The organism is Xanthomonas sp. 3307, from assembly GCF_014199735.1.
GTDB classification, from domain to species: domain Bacteria; phylum Pseudomonadota; class Gammaproteobacteria; order Xanthomonadales; family Xanthomonadaceae; genus Xanthomonas_A; species Xanthomonas_A rydalmerensis.
The window spans coordinates 480,683-501,815 of the sequence record NZ_JACHOG010000002.1 but is presented as its reverse complement, the minus strand read 5'-3'; the positions used below and the strand labels follow the sequence as shown (position 1 = coordinate 501,815).

At 71.4% G+C, this 21,133-nt stretch carries 19 protein-coding genes; 17 read left to right on the top strand and 2 right to left on the bottom strand.

All coding sequences use genetic code 11. The features are described 5' to 3' along the window. Positions 1 to 3: 3 nt before the first annotated feature. Positions 4 to 1,596, bottom strand: a complete 1,593-nt coding sequence (locus tag GGR64_RS07070) for an APC family permease (protein ID WP_184644813.1) — start codon at positions 1,594 to 1,596, stop codon at positions 4 to 6. 269 nt (positions 1,597 to 1,865) lie between these two features. Here GGR64_RS07070 and GGR64_RS07065 point away from each other — a divergent pair, with 269 nt between their 5' ends. The 17 genes from GGR64_RS07065 (at position 1,866) to GGR64_RS06985 (ending at position 19,996) form a co-directional block, all read left to right on the top strand. Next, complete coding sequence (locus GGR64_RS07065) at positions 1,866 to 2,288, top strand: hypothetical protein (protein WP_160968220.1); 423 nt, start codon at positions 1,866 to 1,868, stop codon at positions 2,286 to 2,288. A gap of 10 nt (positions 2,289 to 2,298) precedes the next feature. Beyond that, positions 2,299 to 2,748 carry a type II 3-dehydroquinate dehydratase gene (locus GGR64_RS07060; protein ID WP_160959607.1) on the top strand — a complete coding sequence of 150 codons (450 nt, stop codon included), beginning with the start codon at positions 2,299 to 2,301 and terminating at the stop codon, positions 2,746 to 2,748. Continuing rightward, positions 2,729 to 2,947 (top strand): hypothetical protein, encoded by a 219-nt coding sequence (locus GGR64_RS07055; protein WP_184644811.1) that lies wholly within the window; start codon positions 2,729 to 2,731, stop codon positions 2,945 to 2,947. The genes GGR64_RS07060 and GGR64_RS07055 overlap by 20 nt, the downstream gene beginning before the upstream one ends. 271 nt (positions 2,948 to 3,218) lie before the next feature. After that, a complete protein-coding gene (locus GGR64_RS07050; RefSeq protein WP_184644809.1) occupies positions 3,219 to 3,686 on the top strand; it encodes a lasso peptide biosynthesis B2 protein in 468 nt (155 codons plus the stop codon). Beyond that, complete coding sequence (locus GGR64_RS07045; RefSeq protein WP_184644807.1) at positions 3,683 to 5,431, top strand: ABC transporter ATP-binding protein; 1,749 nt, start codon at positions 3,683 to 3,685, stop codon at positions 5,429 to 5,431. The genes GGR64_RS07050 and GGR64_RS07045 overlap by 4 nt, the downstream gene beginning before the upstream one ends. A 13-nt stretch (positions 5,432 to 5,444) precedes the next feature. After that, positions 5,445 to 6,677: a polysaccharide biosynthesis C-terminal domain-containing protein gene (locus GGR64_RS07040; RefSeq protein ID WP_184644805.1), complete on the top strand. Its 1,233-nt coding sequence runs from the start codon at positions 5,445 to 5,447 to the stop codon at positions 6,675 to 6,677. Positions 6,678 to 6,824: 147 nt separating this feature from the next. Next, positions 6,825 to 8,093, top strand: coding sequence for a hypothetical protein (locus GGR64_RS07035; protein WP_184644803.1), 1,269 nt, complete (start codon positions 6,825 to 6,827; stop codon positions 8,091 to 8,093). Continuing rightward, entirely contained in the window at positions 8,090 to 9,046 is a 957-nt protein-coding gene (locus GGR64_RS07030) for an NAD(P)-dependent oxidoreductase (RefSeq protein ID WP_184644801.1), read from the top strand. Before GGR64_RS07035 ends, GGR64_RS07030 begins: the two co-directional genes overlap by 4 nt. A 235-nt stretch (positions 9,047 to 9,281) precedes the next feature. Then, positions 9,282 to 10,025, top strand: a complete 744-nt coding sequence (locus GGR64_RS07025) for a TylF/MycF/NovP-related O-methyltransferase (protein WP_184644799.1) — start codon at positions 9,282 to 9,284, stop codon at positions 10,023 to 10,025. After that, positions 10,022 to 11,368 carry a hypothetical protein gene (locus GGR64_RS07020; protein WP_184644797.1) on the top strand — a complete coding sequence of 449 codons (1,347 nt, stop codon included), beginning with the start codon at positions 10,022 to 10,024 and terminating at the stop codon, positions 11,366 to 11,368. Before GGR64_RS07025 ends, GGR64_RS07020 begins: the two co-directional genes overlap by 4 nt. A gap of 58 nt (positions 11,369 to 11,426) precedes the next feature. Then, positions 11,427 to 13,268: an asparagine synthase (glutamine-hydrolyzing) gene (gene asnB / locus GGR64_RS07015; RefSeq protein ID WP_184644795.1), complete on the top strand. Its 1,842-nt coding sequence runs from the start codon at positions 11,427 to 11,429 to the stop codon at positions 13,266 to 13,268. Beyond that, positions 13,261 to 14,274, top strand: a complete 1,014-nt coding sequence (locus GGR64_RS07010) for a class I SAM-dependent methyltransferase (protein ID WP_184644793.1) — start codon at positions 13,261 to 13,263, stop codon at positions 14,272 to 14,274. Before asnB ends, GGR64_RS07010 begins: the two co-directional genes overlap by 8 nt. Continuing rightward, on the top strand, positions 14,261 to 15,526 hold the full coding sequence (locus GGR64_RS07005) for a hypothetical protein (RefSeq protein WP_184644791.1): 1,266 nt from the start codon (positions 14,261 to 14,263) through the stop codon (positions 15,524 to 15,526). Before GGR64_RS07010 ends, GGR64_RS07005 begins: the two co-directional genes overlap by 14 nt. Then, positions 15,523 to 16,848, top strand: coding sequence for a hypothetical protein (locus GGR64_RS07000; RefSeq protein ID WP_317843914.1), 1,326 nt, complete (start codon positions 15,523 to 15,525; stop codon positions 16,846 to 16,848). Before GGR64_RS07005 ends, GGR64_RS07000 begins: the two co-directional genes overlap by 4 nt. A 3-nt stretch (positions 16,849 to 16,851) precedes the next feature. Then, complete coding sequence (locus tag GGR64_RS06995; protein WP_184644789.1) at positions 16,852 to 17,928, top strand: glycosyltransferase family 4 protein; 1,077 nt, start codon at positions 16,852 to 16,854, stop codon at positions 17,926 to 17,928. Beyond that, a complete protein-coding gene (locus GGR64_RS06990) occupies positions 17,925 to 18,707 on the top strand; it encodes a WecB/TagA/CpsF family glycosyltransferase (protein WP_260302936.1) in 783 nt (260 codons plus the stop codon). The genes GGR64_RS06995 and GGR64_RS06990 overlap by 4 nt, the downstream gene beginning before the upstream one ends. Beyond that, entirely contained in the window at positions 18,704 to 19,996 is a 1,293-nt protein-coding gene (locus GGR64_RS06985; RefSeq protein WP_184644787.1) for an O-antigen ligase family protein, read from the top strand. The genes GGR64_RS06990 and GGR64_RS06985 overlap by 4 nt, the downstream gene beginning before the upstream one ends. Here GGR64_RS06985 and wecB read toward each other — a convergent pair. Further along, positions 19,981 to 21,111: a UDP-N-acetylglucosamine 2-epimerase (non-hydrolyzing) gene (gene wecB / locus GGR64_RS06980; protein WP_184644785.1), complete on the bottom strand. Its 1,131-nt coding sequence runs from the start codon at positions 21,109 to 21,111 to the stop codon at positions 19,981 to 19,983. The genes GGR64_RS06985 and wecB overlap by 16 nt on opposite strands. Positions 21,112 to 21,133 lie beyond the last annotated feature (22 nt).

Here is a 21,133-nt window from a genome sequence, read left to right as displayed (position 1 = left end):
GGCTCAGCCGGCGCTGGCCTGCTGCAGCGACGGGGTGCGCCAGCCGGCGCGCACGCCCCAGAAGTAGAAGCCCAGCGCGACCACGCCGACCACCACCAGGTCCGGCCCGTAGGACAGATAGCCGTGACCGCCGAAGGTGGTGCTGCCGGCCCACGACAGCAGGGCGATGGTCGGCAGGTAGGCGATCAGCCAGCTGGCGCCGCGCAGGTGTCGGCGGAAATCCTTCCAGCCGTCGCGCTGCTGGTAGTAGGCATAAACCGGCAGGGCCACCAGCATCAGCAGGATGATCTCGCCGGTCAGCGGCCAGCGCGCCCAGTACAGCAGTTCGGTGGCCAGCACGAAGGCCGCCGCGGCCAGCACCGGCAGGCCGGCGATGCGCAGCGGGCGGTGCATCTCCGGCGCGTGCTTGCGCAGCGCCATGGCGCTGATCGGGCCGGTGAGGTAGGAAATGATGGTGGCCACCGAGATCACCGCCGCCAGCGTGCCCCAGCCGCGGAAGAAGAACAGGAACAGGTAGGACACCAGCAGGTTGAAGAACATCGCCGGCCGCGGCACGCCCCAGGTCGGATGGATCCGGCCCAGCACCTTGGGCATGGTGCCGTTGCGCTCCATGCCGTAGATCATCCGTGCGGTGGTGGCGGTGTAGGTGATGCCGGTACCGCTGGGGCTGATGAAGGCGTCCACGTACAGCAGCATCGCCAGCCAGTGCAGGTTGACGATGATCGCCAGCTGCGCGAACGGCGAGCGGAAGTCGATGCCGTGCCAGCCGGCCTTGGCCAGCAGATCCGGCGGCACCGCGCCCAGGTAGGCGACCTGCAACAGCACGTAGACCACCGTAGCCAGCGCGATCGAGCCGAGCACCGCGAACGGGATGCTGCGCCCGGGATTGCGTGCCTCGCCGGCCAGGTTCACCGGGCTCTGGAAGCCGTTGAAGCTGAATACGATGCCGGCGGTGGCCACCGCGGTCAGCACCGCAGCGAAGTCGATGGTGTGGCTGCCGCCGTGCAGGCCGACGCTGAAGTTCTCGCGGTGGAAGCCGCTGGCGATCAGCGCAATGCCGGTCAGCGCCGGCACCACCAGCTTGAACACGGTGATCAGGCTGTTGGAGCGCGCGAACAGCTTCACGCTCCAGAAGTTCAGCAGGAAGTACACCAGCACCAGCACCGCAGCGATGCACAGGCCGGGCACCGACAGCTCGCCGGCGCCGCCGGGCTGCTGCACGTACAGGTCCTGCGCCCACTGCCACGGCCACGAGGCCATGTACTGCACCGAGGCCTCGGCCTCCACCGGGATCACCGACACGATCGCGATCCAGTTGGCCCAGCCGGCGATGAAGCCGACCAGCGAGCCGTGCGAGTAGTGGCTGTAGCGGACCATGCCGCCGGACTCGGGGAACATCGCGCCCAGCTCGGCATAGGCCAGGGCGATGGTGGTGACGATCGCCGCGCCCAGCACCCAGGCCCAGACCGCACCGGGGCCGGCTAGCCCGGCGGCGCGCCAGGCGCCGAACAGCCAGCCGGAACCGATGATCGAGCCGAGGCCGGTCAGCATCAGGGCGAACGGGCCGACATCGCGGCGCAGAGCGGAGTGGGTCATGGCGAGTCCGGGCGGCGGCGGGAAGCGGGGGATGATCGCATGGAAAGCCGGGAGTCGGGATTGGGGATTGGGGATTGGCTTAGAAGCAGGGATTGGGGATTCGGGATTGGTGGAAGCGCAGTGCCGCCATCCGCTTTTGCGACTCCCCAATCCCGAATCCCCAATCCCCGCCCTTACGCAAGCTTTACGCCCACAGCGCCCCAACGCCATGGAACGCTTACGCGGCGCGCGCGCAGACTGCGCCCCGTCCTTCCCGTTGGATGTGTTCCATGTCGATTCTGCTGATCCAGGGCCCGCATCGCGATGCGTCGGCCATTGCCGCGGCGCAGTGTCTGGCCGCTTCCCATGCCGCGCACGTGGTGCCGGTGGCCTGCGCCGATGCCGCGCAGATCGTGGCGCGGCTGCAGCAAGGTGCGTGCGACGACACCGAACTGGTGCTGCTGGATTCCGGCGAGTTGCCGGCGTCGCAGTTGGCCGACCACGGCGCGCAGCTGTGCGCGGCATTGGACGCGCTGGGCCACCCGTACATCGAGATGCACGACGCCAGCGCGCAGGCGCTGGAACCGCTGCTGCACCCGCGGCACGCGCCGTTGCTGACGGTGATCGCCAATGGTGCGCTCGCCGACAGCTACGCCATCGCCCTGGGCGTGGCGCAGCGCCGGCTCGGCGCGCGCGCGGCGCTGGCCAACTGAGGGCGCCGCCATGTCGATCCTGTTGCTCCGTGGCCCGGACTGCGTGGCCGGCCATCGCGGCCGCCCGGCGCGCATCGCCCCGCCGGTGATGCGGCAATTGCTGGCCAATGCCGGGCGCGCCGGCAAGACCCTGGCCGTGCGCGGCTGCGCCAGCGAGCGCGAACTGCTGCAGGCACTGGCCCAGGCCGACCAGGCCGGCGTGGAGATGCTGTTGCTGGATCCGGGCGCGTGCTCGGACAGCGCCGTCACCGCCGATGCGGTGGCGCACCTGCGTCGGCCCTACGTGGAAGTGCACGACGATGCCAGCGATCGCCGCGAAGCCTGCCTGTGCGCGGCCTCGGGGCAGCGCCTGGGCCAGGTCGGCGGCTACTGCGCGCAGGGCTACGCGCTGGCGCTGTCGATCGCGCTCGAACATCTGGGCTGCAACGGCTACGAAGGCGATGTCCACGTCGGCACCTGAGCGCGCGCGCCACTACCTAGCCGACTACGAGGCCTACAGCTTCGGCCAGCGCGTGGCCTGGGGCACCCTGGCGCACACCTGGGCCGAGCCGGCGCCGCTGGACCCGGAGCGGCTGCTGTGCCGCCTGCGCACGCAGGCGGCGCAACGCCACGGCGTGGACAGCAGCGAGATCCGCATCCGCAGCGTGAGCCGGCTGTAGGGCACGCCCTCGCGCACCGCGGATGCGGCGCGCGGCGTGCCCGGCACGGGGCACATTTGCTAGGCTGGCGCATCCGCGCTTGCGCCATGGCCGCTCGGCAACCCGCCGCGGCGTCGAGTGCGCCGGCTTTCGCGGTCGTCCTCTCTGCGCAGGTGTCGCCCATGTCCCTTGTGTCGCCGCTTCCGCGTTCGCGCCTGCCGACAGCACGAGGCGTCCGTGCGACGGCGCTCTGCGTGCAGCGCACTGCGCCTCTGCGGCGGCGGGAGCGTTCATGCCCGGCGGCCTGAGCGGCTTCCTGCGCCTGCCTCGATTCGAACGCTGCCTGCTGTTGCCGGCCTGGGTGCTGCTGGGTACGGCGCGTGCCGCGGTGCTGGCGCTGGGCTTCCGTCGCCTTGCGCCATGGCTGGGACGCGGGGTGGCGGAGCCACCGCCCGCGCCGGTGCTGGATGCACGGGCGCAGCGCCGCGCCATCCAGATCGGGCGCACCTTGCGCCTGGCGGCGCGGCATACGCCCTGGGAATCCAACTGTCTGGCCCAGGCGCTGAGCGCGCGCTGCCTGCTCGGCCTGTTCCGGGTGCCGCATATGCTGTGCTTCGGCGCGGCGCGGGCGCCGGAGACGTCGGCGCTGCAGGCCCACGCCTGGGTGGTCGCCGGGCCGGTCCGGGTCACCGGCGGCGGTGGCGTGGAGCGTTTCGCCCGGATCGGTTGTTTCGTGGTGCCAGCGGAACCGCGGCAATGAGCGCTTGGCGCGCCTTGCGCCGGTTGCTGGGCTGGGCGCCGCGTGGTCGCCTGCTTGGCGTATTCGTCCTGATGTCGCTGGCCGGCGCCAGCGAGGGCATCGGCGTGCTGCTGCTGGTGCCCTTGCTCGGCGCACTGCAAGGCGGTGGCGCGACCAGTGGCGGTGCGATGGCGCATGCCGTCGGCGAAATCGTCGGCATGCTCGGCTTGCCGTCCGACGCCCCGCTGCCATTGCTGGCGCTGTTCTGCGCGCTGGTGCTGTTGCGCAATGGCATCCATTACGCACGCGAGCACGCTGCCGCCCGCTTGCAGCAGGACGTGGCCGAGCGCCTGCGCGAGGCCAGCTTCGCCGCACTGCTGGAGGCGCAATGGCGATGGTTGGTGGCCCAGCGCAGTAGCGACCATGCCAGCCTGATGCTGACCGAAGTGGAGCGGGTCGGGGTCGGGCTCGGCCATGCATTGCTCATGCTCGCGTCCCTGGCCACCGCCATCATCTATCTGTTCGCGGCCATTGCACTTGCCGGGACGCTGGCGTTGGCCACGGTCGTGGCGGGTGCGCTGCTGCTGTTGCTGCTCGGCCGCCGCCGTCGCGTGCTGTGGCTGGGCAGCGCGCTGACCCAGACCAGGCAGCGCCTGCATGCCGGCATGCACGACAGCCTGGCCGGGTTGCGCCTGGCCAAGATCCTGGGGGCCGAGGCGCGCTATCGCGCTGTCGTGAACCGCGATGCGACGGCCGTGCGCGACCTGCAGGCGCGCTTCGCGTCGGGCCTGGCGCTGTCCAAGGCACTGCTGCACAGCGCGGCGGCGCTCCTGCTGGCCGCTTATGTGCTGCTGGGTCTGCAGGTCTGGCACCTGCCGCTGGCCGAGCTGCTGATCCTGGTGGTGATGTTCGCGCGCTTGCTGCCATTGCTCACAATGGCGCAGCAGCAGCACCAGTACTGGGTGCATACCGTGCCCGCGTTCCTGGAAGTGGAGCGGCAACTGGCACAGGCGCGCGAGTGGTCCGAGCCGGCGCTGCCGCCGCGTGCCATCGACTGGCAGGTCCAGACGCAGATCGCCCTGCGCGATGTGCAGGTGCGTTATGCCGGTCGCGAGGCGTCGGCCCTGCAGGAGATCTCGCTGGTCTTGCCGGCGCGCACCACCACCGCCATCGTCGGCGCCTCCGGCGCGGGCAAGAGCACGCTGGCCGATGTGCTGTGCGGTCTGTTGGGCCCGGACCGGGGCGCGCTGGAGATCGACGGTGTGACCCTGGATGCGCACGCGCGCCGCAGCTGGCGGCACGCGGTGGCGTACGTGTCGCAGGATACCTTCCTGTTCAACGACAGCATCCGCAACAACCTGCTGCTGGCCGCACCGCACGCCGATGCGGCAACGCTGCAGCTGGCCCTGGAGCAGGCCTCGGCGCAGTTCGTGCATGCGCTGCCGCAGGGCTGGGAGACCGTGATCGGCGATCGTGGCATGCGCCTGTCCGGGGGCGAGCGGCAACGCCTGGCGCTGGCGCGTGCGCTGTTGCAGCGGCCGGCGTTGCTGATCCTGGATGAAGCCACCAGCGCACTGGATCACGACAACGAAGCGCGCATCCGCGCCGCGATCGAGCGCCTGCACGGCGATCTGACCGTGGTGGTCATCGGCCATCGGCTGGCCATGCTGGAACGCGCGGACCAAGTGGTGGTGCTGGAGGAGGGCCGGGTGCGCGCGCAGGGACGCTGGCACGAGGTGGCCGCGGCATGGACCGGCGCGGCATGACAGGCCTGTGCGGATGAGCGCGCCACGCACGCCTGCCTGGCGCGCCGGCGCCGGTGCCTTGTCCGCGCAATGGGGGGCGATCCTGTGCGTGGCGGCGGTCTCGCTGGGGTTGTCGGTGTGGCTGGCGCGCAGCATGCAGCCGGAGGGATTCGGCCGTTACGCCTACCTGCTCAACCTGGCGACGCTGCTGGCGCTGACCCAGGATGCAGGGATGCGCACGCTGGTGCTGCGCGAGCGCGTGGCGCCCAGCCCGGGGCTGGCCGAGTACGCGCAGGCGTTGCCGGGCCTGGCACGCGGGCATCTGCTATTGGCAACGCTGTTGCTGGTGGCCGTGGCACTGCTGCTGCCACGCAGTGTCGGCGACCCGGCGCTCGGGTGGGCCGTGCTGTGCTTCGCCGCGGTCACCCTGTCGCAACTGGTCTCGGCGCAGCTGAAAGGCGCCGGGCACTGGCGCCGCGAAGCGCGTTGGCAGGTCGGCGCGCGTGCGCTGAGCGGACTGTCGATCGTGCTCGCGGTGCTGCTCCTGGGCGCCCGTCCCGAGGTGGTGTTCGCGGCCTGGGCCGTGGGGCTGTTGCTGGCGTACGCGCTGCTGGGTCGGGATCTGCACGATCGGCCGCGCTGGCGGCCGCAGGCCGCGGTGTATCGCGCCGCGGCCGGCTTCCTGTGGATCGACCTGGCGACCTGCCTGTACCGGCGCAGCGACATCGTCATCCTGCATCGCGTGGTCTCGCCCGCCGAGGTTGGCCAGTATGCCGCGGCCTATCGCCTGTTCGATGGCGTGCTGTTGCTGGCGGCGCCGGTGGCGCTGCTGTTCTTCCGGCGCCTGCGCCTGAGCCGTGTCGATCCCGCTGCCGCGCAGCGGCTGCAGCGCCGTACCCTGGTCGCGGCGACGATGGCCGGTATCGTGCTGGCGATCGCCGGCGCGGCGCTCGGCAGTTGGGTGGTCGGGCTCCTGTACGGGCCGGCGTACCGATCCACGGCGGGATCGCTGGTGGGCTGGCTGTTCGCCGCGTTCGTGTTCGTGCTGCCGAACTACGTGCTGACGCAGACGGCGATCGCGCTCGAGCGCCAGCGCTGCTACATGCTTGGCGCCGGCCTGGCGGCCGCGACCAACCTGGCGCTCAACCTGGTGCTGACGCCGCACTATGGGGCGCATGGCGCAGCGCTGGCGACGATCGCCACCGAGGCAGTGCTGGCGGCGACGTTGTGGCTGGGGTTGCGCCGTGCCGCCGCACCGGCGGGGTGAGCCGCTTCGCATTGCCGCCATCGCGACCGGTATGGCACAGTGCCCGCTCCTCCAGCCGCCGATCGACATGAGGGGACATGCGATGCCGCGTAAGGCGCTGCGCCGGGCTGGTGACTTCCTTGTGACGCGAACACGGCGATGGATCCGATGCCTGGCAGAGACGATGTGCGTGACCGTGGCGACGATGCGTCGTTGGGCGACCTGCTGTTGGAGTTGCTGCGTTTCTATCGGCAGTTCGGCCGCCTGCTGATTCCCGTGGCCGCACTGCTGGCGCTGGCCGCCGGCGTGCTGGTCGCGCTGCGCCCGGTCTACAGCGTCAGCGCGCTGCTGGATGTGCCGCAACTGACCCTGGAGCAGTGGCGGCGACTGCAGCCGATGCTGTCGGATCGGCAACTGGTGGCCGATTCGGTGGCCGCCATCGCATTGCCGGCGGACCTGCGCGAGCGCGTGCAGCGGCAGTTCCAGCAGCCGCGCTACTGGGAGACGCGCGTGCAGTACCGCAGCGCGGTGGAGCGCGATGACATCCGCCAGCAGGTCAATATCGATCCGAAGACGGTCGGCGCGCTGGGCCTGGAGGTGGCGATCAACGCACGCGACGATGCGGCCGCCACGCAGCAGTTGCAGGCGATCGCCCAGCACGTGCGCCAGGTGATGCTGTGGGGCGGCCTGCGCGATGCGCTGGATGGCATGCGCCAGCAGACCGTGGAGAAGCGGCCGGAACTGCAGATCGCGCAGATCCAGCAGCAATTCGCGATCCAGCAGAGCAGCCAGCAGGCGGCGGACATGCAGGCGTTGCTGGAGCGCTATCCGGAACTGCGGCGCAGCGAGGTCAACACGGTGGTCTCGGTCGGCGACGGCGGCGGCAAGTACCTGTCGCCGCTGGCGCAGATCGTGGCGTTGCAGGCCACCATCACCGAGACCCGGGCCAATCTGCGCCAGGGCCAGCGCGAACTCGAACAGCTCGACTGGAAGCAGCGTTTCCTCGCCTGTGCCGACAAGCGCGCCTCGACACTGCATTCGGGCAAGGCCCTGCAGGACTGGCTGCAGGCGTGCCACGCGGCGGTCTTCGCCGCCGGTGCGCAGGCCGATTCGGTGCGGGAGCAGATCGCACGCGAGATCGAACTGACGCTGGCCCAGCAACGCGGGCGCGCCCAGCAGGTGCGTTATCGGGCGCTGCCGGCGCTCTCGGCGACGCCGGTGCCGGCGCGGCGACCCCTGCTGGTGGCAGTCGCGGTGTTCGTGGCGGCGCTGCTGCTGATGTCGCTCGGGCTGGGCCTCTATGTCGCGGCCCGGCGTCTGCGCGATCCGTCCGCGTGGTCGCCGCAGCGCGATCCGCTGTTCGCCTGGCTGCCTGCCGGACTGCGGCGCCGGTTGTTGCCCGATGACGCGTCGCCGCCTGTACCGGGGCGATCGTGAAACGGGTGCTGGTGACCGGCGCCGCCGGCATGATCGGACGCCGGCTGGTCATGGCGCTGTTGCAGCGTGGCGACGCGGTCGCTGGCCTGGACGACCTGTCCAGCGGCATGGCCCTGCCGGAGGGCCTGCACGTCGCGGCCGTCGCCGACATCCGCGACACGGCCGCGGTGGCTGCCTGTTTGCGTACGTTCCGCGCCGACGCGGTGGTGCACCTGGCCGCGATCCACTATATCCCGACCTGCGAACGGCAGCGCATGCATTGCCTGCAGGTGAACGTGGTCGGGACCGAGAGCGTGCTGCAGGCCGCCGACGACACCGACGTGCGACAGGTGCTGATCGCCTCCAGCGGGGCGGTGTACGCCTGGGGCGAGCAGGCGCTGGACGAAGCCGGCAGTCCCACCGAGGCACGCGACAACTACGCGCTGTCCAAGCTCTGCAACGAAGGCCAGTTGCGCCTGTGGTGCGCGCGTGGCGGCGGCCGCCGCGGCCGCGTGGCGCGCCTGTTCAACAGCATCGCCCACGACGATCCGAACGCGCACCTGATTCCCGAGGTGCTGGCGCAACTGGCGGCCGATCCGGCGCCAGCGCCGCTGGTGCGGCTGGGCAACCTGCAGCCGCGCCGCGATTACCTGCATGCCGACGATGCGGCCGCCGGGCTGCTGGCCCTGCTCGACGATGCGCGGGCGGAGCCGGCCTACGATGTGTTCAATCTGTGCTCGGGCGTGGAACACTCGGTCGGCGAACTGGTGGAGGAAATCGGTGCCTTGCTCGGCCGGGCACCGCGGGTGCAGGTGGATCCGCAGCGGAAGCGTGCGCATGATCGGGCGCATCAGCTCGGCAACCCGGCCAAGGCCGCCGCGGTGCTGGGCTGGCGCACGCGCTGGACCCTGCGCGAGGCGTTGCGGCGCACACTCGCGCCGGAGCAGGCTGCGGACACACGCGTTCCCGGATGAGCGCACTCGACCGGATCGCTCAGTGCACGGCCGATCCGCGCGTGCAGCCGGTGGCGAAGGTCGTCGAGGACGGTGTTCTCGACACCGTGCCGTGTGCGTCGCGCGCATCTGCCGCTGACCAGGCGTGCGCCGCCGTCTCCACGGTCACGCGCACCCGCGTGCGCCATTGCGCTGGTCGGGATCGAGCCTGGATACTCGGACGTTTCCGCCCCTGGCCCGACGCACGGTGTCCGACGTGTCCATAACGCTCATCGAACGCCTCAAGCTCGCCTATCGCGGCCTCCGGGTCGGCGCGAACCTGCATCGCAACGATGCGCTGGGCGCGCTGTATCGCGCCTGGGCCTACGTGCATGCCACCCAGCTTGCCGGCGATTACTACGAGTTCGGCGTGTACCGCGGCAACAGCCTGGCCCATGCGTGGCTGTGCTATCGGCACCAGCGGCGGCGCATCGAGCGCAGCGCCGGTTTGCCCTTCCAGCACCGGGGCACGGTGCTGGGCTTCCTGGCGCAGCGGCCGCGGTTCTACGGCTTCGACACCTTTGCCGGCATGCCGCGCAATGCCGAAGGCGAGGACAGCCTGGCCACCGGCAGCTTCCTCGCCGCCCAATCCGAGGCGCAGGCGCGCTGCGCCGCGGTGGGGCTGCGCGCGCCGGACCTGCACCTGGTGCCCGGCCTGTTCGCCGACAATGCGCATGCCATCGGCCACACCCAGGCAGCGATCGTGAACCTGGATTGCGATCTGTATGCCTCGGCATGCGATGCGCTGACGTTGATCGCACCGCGCCTGGTCCAGGGCAGCGTGCTGCTGTGCGACGACTACGATCTGTTCCAGGCCGATCGCCAGCGCGGCGAACGGCGCGCCCTTCGGGAATGCGCCGAGCGGTTCGGCATCGAATTCGAGCCGTGGTTCGCCTACGGCGCGGCTTCGCGCGCCTTTCTGTGCCATGTGCCTGCGGCCGGATCTCTCGCCCGGCCATGAGCACGGCCGGGCGCCTGCGCGCGGGATTCGTGTCCGGCGCGCTGCTGTATGCGCTCGGGCAGGGCTGCGCGCTGCTGTTCCAGTGGCTGCTGTTGCGCCAGTTCGGCCTGCAGGGCTATGGCGAGGTGGGACTGGCGCATCTGGGACTGACCACGGTGCTGTTTCTGGCCGACCTGGGCTACGCCTCGCTGTTCCTGCGCGAAGATCCGGCCGCGCCGGGATGGGAGATGCGCTGGCGGCAGGCGCTGCGCCATCGGCTGCTGGCCACCCTGGTGCTGGATCTGGCATGGGTCGTCGCGGCCGGATGGTCATGGCAGTGGCGGGGCGCGGGCTTCGGCTACGTGCTGGCGGTACTGCCGGCCACCTTGTTCGGCCTGGTCAATTATTCGGCGCCGTTGCTGGCGCAGGCACGGCGGTTGTCGGGATTCGCCGTGCAGCAGGTGGCGATGCCGGTGGCGATCCTGGCCTGGTTGCTGCTGCGGCCGTTGCCTGGGTGTGGCGGCGCGGTCGGGGCCGGCATCGCCGTGAGCATCGGCTATCTGCTGCAGGCGCTGGTCAACATGGCGGTGTTCGCCGCGCCGCCGCGCCTGCTGTGGCCGCAGCGCGGCCACGGCCGCCATCTGCTGGCAACGGCCGTGCAGCTGTCGCTGCTTGGCATCGCCGGCATCCTGCACGACCGCCTGACGCCGCTGCTGCTGGCGGCGGTGGCGCCGGGCTTCCTGCCGGTGTATCTGTTCCTGGGCTATCTGCTCAACGGCGCCAGCGGCGTGTTCAACCAGTTCAACCGGCTGCTGCTGGCCGAGGCCGCCAGCGAGGCCGGCCAACGCTGGGCGCAGTGGCTGATCTCGCTGGTGCTGGGCGGCGCGGCGCTGGCCGCGCTGCTGCTGCCGCTTGCGGTGGCGGCCTGGGGCAGTGCCGAACAGCGGGCCTGGTGGCCATGGACGACGCCGGTGTTGGCCGGTGGTGCGACGGTGCTGCTCAGCGGGGTGCTGGCGGCGCTGCTGATCGGGCGCCATCGCGAACGCGCGCTGTTGCGCCTGCTGCTGATCGGCTTGCTGTGCAGCGCGGGGCTGCAACTGGCCGCTGCGGCATGGGCAGCGCCGCAGTGGCTGCTGTGGGGGCGGCTGCTGTGCCTGTTGGGGATCGCCGCGGTGAGTCTGCGGCTGTGCGGCCTGCGCCTCAACGGCGGCGGCGCCGCGGCCCTGCTCGCGGCGCTGCTGGCGGCCTCGCTCTGGGGCGGGCGGATCGGCTGGACGCTGGCGGCGGTGCTGCTGCTGCCGGCGCTGTGGACGGCCTGGCGCCAGCGCAGCCTGTTCGCGCCCGCGCCGGAGCGCGCGGCGTGACGCGGTCGTCGAGGTTCGCTGTCGTGTCGCGCCGCAGCGTAGGGGCAAGGAGGCGCGCATGTGCGGCATAGTCGCGTTGCGCAATTTCGGCGACGGCGCAGCGCTGCAGGCGCAGGCCGAACGCGCGTTGGCCGCCTTGGCCCGGCGTGGTCCGGATGCGCAGGGGTTGCTGTGTGAGCAGCAGCCGGTGCCGACCGCGCTGGGTCACCGCCGCCTGGCCATCCTCGACCTGAGCGAGGCGGCGACGCAGCCGATGCGCTGTGCCGACACCGGCAACGCGGTGGTGTTCAACGGCGAGATCTACAACTTCCTGGAACTGCGCCGCGAACTGGAAGGGCTCGGTCATCGCTTCCGCACCGATAGCGACACCGAGGTGCTCCTGCACGGCTGGCGCGCCTGGGGCGAAGACCTGTTCGCGCGCTGCAACGGCATGTGGGCGATCGTGTTGCTGGAGCAGGCCAGCGGCGATCTGATCTATTGTCGCGACCGGCTCGGGGTGAAGCCGCTGTACCTGCATCACGACGGCCGGCAGTTGCTGCTGGCCAGCGAGATCCGCGCCATCGCCGCGGCGTTGGGCGGCTATCCGCCGCCCAATCCCGGTGCGATCTTCGATTTCCTCGTCGCCGGCCTGTCCGACCATCGCGGCGAGACGTTCTATGCCGGCATCCGTGCGGTGCCGCCCGGCTGGGTGTACCGCGTCTCGGCGGACGGCCACAGCCGCCGCCACCGCTACCATCGCTGGCCGCTCCCGGGAGAGGTGGCGCCGCTCGACGACGAGGCGACGCGCGCGCTGCTGGAAGACGCCACGCGGCTGCGCCTGCGCTCGGACGTGCCGACGGTGACGCTGCTGTCGGGTGGGCTGGACAGCGCGATTCTGACCCGGCTCAGCCTGAGCGCGACGCATGCGCCGCGCACCTGCTTCGCCGGCGCCTACACCTACGGCTACCGCGACGCCGAGCAGGCGCGCTTCGACGAGGTCGCGGCCGCGTCGGGGTTGATGGCCGAATGGGGCGAGGCGGCGCGCCACCGCGTGCACCGCGCGCATGCGATTCCGGCCGAAGACGAGTTGCTGGAGCTGGTGCGCGCGCAGGAAGAGCCGTTCTGCACGCCGTCGATCCTGGCCAGTTTCCGCATGTACCGGGCCGTCCGCGACGCCGGCTACACGGTCGTGCTCAACGGCGAGGGCGCCGACGAGCTGTTCGGCGGCTACGTCCGCCTGTACCTGGCGTTGAGCGCGCGCAGCGCGCTGCACGCTCTGCGCCTGCCGACGCTGGTGCGCCTGCTCGGCAGCGGCGCGGTGGATCCGAGGTTGTTGCTCAACCGCCTGGCCTGGGATCTGCCGGCCGGTCCGCTCGGGGCGTTGCTGCGGCGGCAGCGGCCGAGCGTGGCCAGCATGTCGGCGGCGCTGTGGCACGACCAGGCGTCACGTCTGGCCGTGTTGCAGGCCGATCGCCGCGGCGACGTGCAGGCGCGCCTGCGCGCCGACGTGCTGACGACCAACCTGCCGATGATCCTGCGCATGACCGATCGCAACAGCATGCACTCCGGGGTGGAGGTGCGCGCGCCATTCCTGGATTACCGGGTGGTGGAACGCGCGCTGGCCACGCCGGCGCAGCGGCGGATGGGCGACTACCATGGCAAGGCGCTGCTGCGGCAGGCGTTCGCCGGCATCTTGCCGCAGCGCCTGGTCGGCCAGCGCAAGAGCACCGGCTTCGGCCATGCCGAGCAGTTCCTGGTCGATCGCATGCCGCTGCAGCCGATCCTGGCGACATTGCCGCCGGAGCTGGGCGAATTTCTCGACCTGGCGGCGTTGCGCAGCCAGTGGCAGCGTGGCGAGGCGCACAGCACGCTGTGGTTCGCCGTCTCCGTGGCGCTGTGGTACCGGAGCATCTATGGCTAGGCCAGGGCGTGTGCCGATCGAACTGGCGGCCGACGCGGGCGTGTGCCGTTGTTGCGGCGCCACCACGCTGCAACGCGTGGTGTGGCCCGAGGTCTATGCCGACACCGGCCAGGAATTGCGCCGGTGCGGGCATTGCGCGCTGGCCTATCTGGCGCCGGACTTCACCGAGGACACCCTGGCGCGCTTCTATGCGCACGACTACCGGCGGCTGTTCCCGGCCGAATCGCCCTGGCGCAGCGAAGCGCGCTTCTTCGCCTGGCGTGGCGACCGGCCGATCGCGCAGCGGCGGCTGCAGTGGATCGCGCCGCAACTGGCGAACGGTGCCCGGCTGCTGGAAATGGGCTCGGGTTTCGGTGCCTTCCTCGGCGTCGCTGCGGCAGCGCGTCCGGACCTGGCGCTGTGGGCGATCGAACCCGACCTGGAACATCGTGCACGGCTGCTCGGCGACGCGCGCGTGGCGTTCGTGCCGGACCCGCAGACGGTGGCGGACGCCAGCGTCGACGCAGTGGTGGCGTTCCACGTGCTGGAGCATCTGCCCGATCCGCGCGGTTTCCTGCACACGCTGACGCGGATCCTGGCGCCAGGCGGACACGCTTGGATCGAAGTGCCGGACGTGATGGGCGATTGGCACTCGCGCAATTACGTGCATCCGGCGCATCTGAGCTATTTCTCTGGCCCCGTGCTGCAGCGCTTGGCGCTGAGCGCCGGGCTGGAGGTGGTGCAGTGCGGGGCGCATCCGGCCGGCGGCGTGCTGGCCGACAATCTGTGGGTGCAACTACGGCGGCCGCCGCATCCCTGCGCCACGCCACTGGCGGGCGCCAGCGCCGAGGAAGTGCGCCTGCTCGATGCACGGCTGGACAGTGTGGGCTGGGGCCTGCGCGATCGTCTGCGGCGCGCGCTCAAGCGCGTGATCGTGCGTGCGTTCGGCCCCGGCCTGCCCGGCGAAGTGCAACGCTGGCGCGGACGCCGGCACGTGCGGGAGGCGACGCGCGATGCGCTTCGCTGACTTCCAGGAGGCGCTGCATGCGCACTATGGCGAGGAGGCCGCGGCGGCGCGCCACGAACTTTATTTTCTCGCCCGGCGTGGGCGCGGCGCGGTGGTGCGGGCATTGCTGGCGACGGTGCGCGATGCCTGGCTGTGCTGGCGCCTGCCACGCGCGCCGGCACCGTTGGCCGCCTGGGTGGCGCTGGTCACGCTGCCCGGCGCCAACGGCTGGGGTGCGCTGGCGCCGTGCGTGGCCGACCTGGCGCAGCGCGGCATCGCCTGCAGCGTGCTGATCCATCCGCGCCTGCGCAGGCGGGTCGCCGGCGACCCGCCCGCTCGCCCGGCAGCGGCCGCCTGGCGCCACGCCGCCGGTGCCTGGCGATTGCGGCAGACCGCCGCAGGCGCGCCACCGTTGTCGCCCTGGCTGGTGCGCTGCTGCGTGTTCCGGCAGCGCCTGTGGCGTGGCGCCTGGGCGCGGACTCTAGTCGCGCGTGGCGAGGCGACACTGCTGCTGCACAACGACTTCGACCTGTATGCGGTCGCCGCGCAACAGGCCGCAGGCACCGGCTGGCGCAGCGTGTGCGTGCAGCATGGTCTGCCCACCGACGAGTTCTTCCCCGTGCGCGCGCAGCGGCACCTGCTGTGGGGGCCGAGCAGCGCACAGGTGTTCGCGGAGCATGGGGTGGCGCCACAGGCACTCGGCTATGGCCCAGCGTTGCTGCCGGCCGCTGCAGCGGCCGAGCGTGCCGACGACGCGCCGTTGCCCGCGGCGCTGTGCCTGGTGTCGCAGACGCACACGCCGATCTATGGCCGTCCGCTCGCGGCGGACTTCCTGGCCCTGGCGCAGGCCCTGGCACAGTGCGACGGCCCCACGCTGCAGATCCTGCTGCATCCGGAGGAGGTGCGCGGCGGCCATCCATATGCCGCCCCCGTGCTGGCGACCCGTTGCCGGCGTCCGCCGCATGCGCTGCTGGACGCTGCCGCGGCGCCGGCGATCGTGGTCGGTTTCTGCTCCACTGCCTTGCTGCAGGCCGCCTGCCGTGGCCATTACGTGATCGGCCTGGCCTGGCCGGCGACGCAGTCGCTGGATGCGCTGGCGGTCGGGCGTCCGCCGACGCAGGTCGCTGATGCCTCCGCGCTGTGCGCGTTGATCGGCCAACTGTGTGCGGACCCGTCGGCACGCCGGCGCCTGCTCGCGCAGCAGGCGCAGTGGCTGCGCCAGACCTTCGCCAGCGACCCGCACTGGCCGCAGCGCCTGGGAGCGATGGCGTGAGCCGGCTGAGGCGGCTGGGGCTGGTGCTGCTGATCCTGTGGATCCATCTCGGCGATCTGCTGGTGGCCTGGCTGTACGCCGGCGGCGCGTTGCCGCAGGCGACCTGGCTGCGGCCACTGCGCGATGCCACGGTCCTGGGGCTGGCCGCGCTGTGCCTGCTGACCGCGCGCATGCCGCGGCCGATGCTGCTGTCCGTGCTGGTGTTCGGCGCGTTGGCGGCCGCGTACGCGCCGCTCGGCTATGCGCATGGGCTGCCGGCCGGCATCGTCGTGGGATCGTTCGGCGTGGTGATGGTCCCGCTGCTGTTCGTGCTGGCCGGTTACGGCGGCATGCCGCAGCCGCGCGATCTGCGCGCCGCCACGCGTACCCTGGTCTGGCTGGGCCTGGCCAGCGCGCTGTTCGGCGTGTGGGATCTGACCCATACCGACTTCTGGGTGAGGCAGGTGCGCTTGCCGGACTACCTGCAACAGGTCAAGGGCGTGATGCCGCAGGACACCGACCCGGAGACCGGGTTGCCGTGGAATTTCGTCGGCGGCGAAGATTACGCGCGCCGCGCCGGGGGACTGCTCGCCGCACCGTTGGCGCAGGGCCAGTTCCTGGTGACCGCGGCGCTGGCGGCGTTGGCGCTGTGGCAGCGGCGCTGGCCGTGGCGGGCACTGCTGGCCTGTGCCGGGCTGTTCGCGGGGATCTGGATGTCCGGCACCCGTGGCGCGATGCTGGCCGGCATCGTCGCCGTGCTCGGCTATCTGCTGACCGGGCGCGGCCTGGTGCGCTCGGCGTCGGCGCGGATCGTGCTGGCCGGCGCGGTTGGGTTGGCGATCGTGGTGGCCTCCTACGGCATCGTGGTGATGTCGGTGAACTTTCGTGACGGGTCCACCATCGGCCACTGGTGGGCGCTGCAGCGCAATCTGGCCGACCTGCATCAGGTCGCGTTGTTCGGCGGCGGAATCGGACGCCAGGGCGCCCTCGCCGCGCGGCAGGGGCTGACCGATCTCGGCGGCGGCGAAGGCGCGATCTTCAGCATCGCCTATCAGATGGGCGTGCCGGCGGCACTGCTGTTCCTCGGCTTCCTCGGCTGGTGCCTGCGGACTCTGTGGCGCACCTACCGCCAGGACGACGATCGCCTGGCCCTGGCCAGCTTCTGGCTGCTGTGCGGCATGATGACCACGCTGGTGTCCTCGGACAACGCCTTGACCGTGTCCGGTGCGGGCGGCTTCTGGCTATTGCTCGGCGGCGTGTTGCGGCAGTGCCGGAGGCGGGCACGTCCAGTCCAGACGCACACCCCCGCGCTGCCGCCGTCTGACGCTGCGGCGGAGGCCTGAGTCGTGCGCATCCTGCACGTGTACAAGGATTTTGCGCCGCTGCGCGGCGGCGGCGGCGTGGCCCGGCACATCCATGGCCTGGCGGTGCTGGCGGCGCAGGCCGGACACGCGGTGCGGGTGGCGGCGCCTGCGGCGGAAGATTCCGGCCGGCCCGACTACGCCACGGTCCGCGTCGCCGCGGCCGGGTTGTGGCCGCAGATCGGCTGGGCCGATGTCGTGCACGTGCACGGCGCACGCACGCCGATCGCGGCGCTGGCGGCGCTGCTGGCGCGCTGCCGCGGCAAGCGCGTGGTGTACACGCCGCACTGCTACTACGACGATGCGCCCAGCCTGGGCAAGCGCCTGCGCAAGCGCGTCTGGGATGGGCTGGTGGAACGTTCGCTGCTGCGCCGCGCCGATCGCGTGGTGCTGCTGTCGGCCTACTGGCGCGACTACCTTCAGGCACGGCGGATGCCGGTCACGCACGCGCTGCTGCTGCCCAATGCGGTCCTGGCCGCCGAACTGCCGGCGGCTCCGTTCGAGGCCGCCACGCTGGCAGGCGCGCCGGCCTTGCTCTCGGTCGGCCGCCTGGATGCGGTAAAACGCCTGCACGATGCGATCGCGCTGCTGGCGCAGCAGGGGATGGACGCGGCGGTGCTGCATGTGGTCGGGCGTGGACCCGATCGCGCCCGGTTGGAGGCCTGCGCGCATGCACACGGCGTGGCCGCACGCGTGCGCTTCCATGGGTTCGTCGCCGACACCGAGGTCGCGGCGATGGCGGCGCGCGCCGATGCATTCGTGCTGCCGTCGGCGGTGGAAGGCATGCCGACGGTGTTGATCGAAATGCTGCTGCTCGGTTGTCCGGTGTTGGCCAGCGACATCCCCGGCAATCGCGCGATCCTGCAGCCGCTGGGTTTGCAGGATGCGCTGTATCCGCTGGGCGATGTTCCGGCGCTGGCGTCGCGGGTGGCGGCGCTGCGCCGGCAACGCGTCGCGCCGCAGGTGGTGGCCTCGGTGCATGCCGGCTTCACTTGGGAAGGCATTCGGCCGCAGGTACTGGCGCTGTACGATGCAGTGATCCCCGAGGAGCCTGTCCCTTGAACCCCAGTCCGCCGCGTCTGCGTTTCTTCGATTGCCCGCTGGATCTGCTTGCGCCTGCCGAGCTGCTGCAACGGGCACAGACCGCCGCCTCCGGCGGCGCGCCGCTGCGGATCGAGGGCCTGAACGTGGCCAAGCTGATCGATGCGCGCGCGCAGGCGCCGTTGCGCGAGGCGCTGGAGGAGGCCGAACTGGTGCATATCGACGGCAGCGGCATCAGCATCGGCCTGCGCTGGATGGGCGTGGAGCCGCCGCCGCGGCGCGCCGGTATCGATCTGATGCAGGACCTGTGTGCGCAGGCCGCGCAGTCCGGCGACGGCGTGTATCTGCTCGGCGCGCGGCCGGCGGTGGTGGCGGCCGCGGCCGAGCGCCTGCGTGCGGCCGCGCCAGGGCTGCAAATCGTCGGCGCCCGCGACGGCTACTTCGGCGAGGCCGAGGTGCCGCAGGTGGTCGCGGCGATTCGCGCCTCCGGCGCACGCTACCTGTTCATCGGCATCAGCTCGCCGAAGAAGGAACTGTTCCTTCAGCGTTACTGGTCCGACCTGGGCGTGGCGGTGGCGATGGGCGTGGGCGGATCCTTCGATGTGCTGTCCGGCATGCTGCCGCGCGCGCCGCTGTTGATGCAGCGGTTCGGCATGGAGTGGCTGTTCCGGCTGGCGTTGGAGCCGCGTCGCCTGGGCTGGCGTTACGTCCGCACCAACTTCCTGTATCTGCTCCTGCTGCTGCGTGCGCGCCTGAGCCGGCGCTATCGCGCACGCGCGGCGATCCGCGAACCGGCATGAGCGCATCGGCGACGGGCGCGTCCGCTGTTGGCGCGCGCGCGCCGCAGCCGCTGGCGGTCGCGGCATGCCTGGGCGTGTATCTGCTGTTCTGCCTGCAGCAGGTGGTGCTGACCGGACGTTACTTCGGCGTGGGGCTGTCGCTGGGCTCGATGGCGATTCGCGCCTTCGTGCTGGGCGTGGCGGTCTGGGCGCTGTGGCGGCATGGCGTGCCGTCGATCCTGCGCGCGCCGTTGCTGGCGATCCTGGCGTGCCTGGCGGCACTGGTTGCGTCGGTGCTGGCATCGGGATATCCGGAGTTGGCGTTCAAGTTCGCCGTGCGCTACGCCACCGCCTTGCTGGCGCTGTGGGCCATGCTCAATCTCGCGCTCGCCTGCCCGCGCTGGCCGCGTGCGGCGACGCTGGCGGCATTGATTGCGCTGTGGTGGAACCTGGCCCTGGGGCTGGCGGTGCGTCTGCACTGGCCGCCTGCACTGCGCCTGTCGTTGGCCTTCCACGCCGAGGACAGTTTCAAGTACCTGCCGCGGATCTCCGGCATGTACGAACATCCGGCGCTGCTGGCGGCGAGCGCGGTGGTGGTGGCGGCGCTGGTCCTGCAGCTCTGGCGCAGCGGCGCGCTGGGGCGTTTTGCGCTGGTCATGGCGCTGCTGGGGGCCGTGCTGGCGCTGGCCCTGACCCAGGTGCGCAACCCGCTGTTGCCGGTCGGCGCGCTGGCGCTGTGGTGGGCATGGCCGCGCCGCGGCGCTTCGCGCGTCCGCCGCAACGCGGCCGTTGTCGCGTTGCTGGGGGTGTCGGGGCTGGCCGGCTTCGTGCTGTGGCAGCGCTATGCGGACATGACCAGTGCGGTGCACGAAAGCATGCTCACCGCGGTGTCGCTGGGGCGGACCTATCTGTGGGCCGGCGCGTTCGAGGCCTGGCGCAGCCACCCGTGGTTCGGGCTGGGGGCCGGGGTCTTCCAGTTCCTGGTGCCGGACTACACCGGTGGACGCTTCGATCGCGGCGAACTGCATGCGCACAACCTGCTGCTGGCGGTGCTGTCGGAAACCGGGCTGTGCGGGCTGCTGGCGTGCCTGGGCTTGCTGGCGGCCTTGTGGTCGCCCCTGCTGCGGCAGATGCGAATGCGCGCCTGGGCGCTGCTGTGGGGCGTGTTGCTGCTCGGCCTGGGTGTGTTCGACTTCTACCTGCAGTTCTATGCGTTCTCGCTGCATGCGGCGCTGGCGGTGGCGACGCAGTACGCCCTCATGTGCGCTTCCACGCGATCGCCCGAATCGGGCCGTCAGCGCGCGGCCTGACGCAGCGGCGCGCGTGCCGAGAAGCGTTGCCCGGCCTGGGTGCTGGTCAACAGGGTGTCGAGCACGTCGCGATAGGCATGGCCGTCGCCGAACGGGTTGCGCCATGCCACCTCGCGCGCCAGCAGCGCGTCGGCGGCCACGCGCAGACCGGGCGCGTCCAGGCTCAACGGCAGTTCCGCCCCGCCGACCTGCAGGGTTTCCGGCCGTTCGGTGTTGGTGCGCAGCACCAGGCACTTGCGCTGCAGGATGCAGGCCTCCTCCTGGATGCCGCCGCTGTCGGTCATGATCAGCGATGCGCCCTGTTGCAGCGCCAGCATGTCCAGATAGCCGACCGGCCCGATCGCGCGCAGGCAGCGATGCCGCGCCGAGGCGGCATCGCCCATGCTCGCCAGGCGCGGATGCATCGGGAACACCAGCGGCACGCCGGCGTCCTCGGAGATCGCCGCCACCGCCTGCATCAGCGCGGCGAAATGCTGCGGATCGTCGGTGTTGGAGCGCCGGTGGCAGGTCAGCAGGTGGTAGGCGCCCTCACGCAGTCCCAACCGCTGCAGGATGTCCGACCGTCGCAGGGCGGTGCGCGCGTGCGCCAGCGTCGCATCCGCCACCGTGTTGCCGGTGACCCGGATGCTCGCCGGCGCCAGGCCTTCCTCGCGCAGGATCTGCGCCTGCAGCGGGGTCGGGCAGAACAGGTGATCGGACATGTGGTCGATCAGGACCCGGTTCACTTCCTCCGGCATGCTGCGGTCGCGGCTGCGCAGGCCCGCCTCCACGTGCGCCACCGCGATGCCGAGCTTGTTGGCGGCCATGGCGCCGGCCAGCGCGCTGTTGGTATCGCCCTGCACCACCACCACGTCCGGGCGGATACGTTCCAGCACCGGTTCGATGCCGCACAGCATGCGGCCGATCTGGGTGGCGTGCGACGCCGAGCCGATCCCGAGGTTGTAGTGGGCGCGCGGCAGTTCCAGTTCGTCGAAGAAGATGCGGTCCATCTTTTCGGCGTAGTGCTGGTTGGTATGCACGATCGAGAAGCGCAGGCCGTCGCGCTCGCTGGCCGCGATCAGCGAGGCCAGCTTGATGATCTCCGGGCGGGTGCCGAGAACGTAGCTGATATGCATCGGATTCGGACTCCCCCGGTCC

Coding starts and splice junctions, on each gene's coding strand:
- GGR64_RS07070 (WP_184644813.1), bottom strand. CDS start 1,596: ATGACCCACTCCGCTCTGCGCCGCGATGTCGGCCCGTTCGCCCTGATG.
- GGR64_RS07065 (WP_160968220.1), top strand. CDS start 1,866: ATGTCGATTCTGCTGATCCAGGGCCCGCATCGCGATGCGTCGGCCATT.
- GGR64_RS07060 (WP_160959607.1), top strand. CDS start 2,299: ATGTCGATCCTGTTGCTCCGTGGCCCGGACTGCGTGGCCGGCCATCGC.
- GGR64_RS07055 (WP_184644811.1), top strand. CDS start 2,729: ATGTCCACGTCGGCACCTGAGCGCGCGCGCCACTACCTAGCCGACTAC.
- GGR64_RS07050 (WP_184644809.1), top strand. CDS start 3,219: ATGCCCGGCGGCCTGAGCGGCTTCCTGCGCCTGCCTCGATTCGAACGC.
- GGR64_RS07045 (WP_184644807.1), top strand. CDS start 3,683: ATGAGCGCTTGGCGCGCCTTGCGCCGGTTGCTGGGCTGGGCGCCGCGT.
- GGR64_RS07040 (WP_184644805.1), top strand. CDS start 5,445: ATGAGCGCGCCACGCACGCCTGCCTGGCGCGCCGGCGCCGGTGCCTTG.
- GGR64_RS07035 (WP_184644803.1), top strand. CDS start 6,825: ATGCCTGGCAGAGACGATGTGCGTGACCGTGGCGACGATGCGTCGTTG.
- GGR64_RS07020 (WP_184644797.1), top strand. CDS start 10,022: ATGAGCACGGCCGGGCGCCTGCGCGCGGGATTCGTGTCCGGCGCGCTG.
- asnB (WP_184644795.1), top strand. CDS start 11,427: ATGTGCGGCATAGTCGCGTTGCGCAATTTCGGCGACGGCGCAGCGCTG.
- GGR64_RS07010 (WP_184644793.1), top strand. CDS start 13,261: ATGGCTAGGCCAGGGCGTGTGCCGATCGAACTGGCGGCCGACGCGGGC.
- GGR64_RS07005 (WP_184644791.1), top strand. CDS start 14,261: ATGCGCTTCGCTGACTTCCAGGAGGCGCTGCATGCGCACTATGGCGAG.
- GGR64_RS06985 (WP_184644787.1), top strand. CDS start 18,704: ATGAGCGCATCGGCGACGGGCGCGTCCGCTGTTGGCGCGCGCGCGCCG.
- wecB (WP_184644785.1), bottom strand. CDS start 21,111: ATGCATATCAGCTACGTTCTCGGCACCCGCCCGGAGATCATCAAGCTG.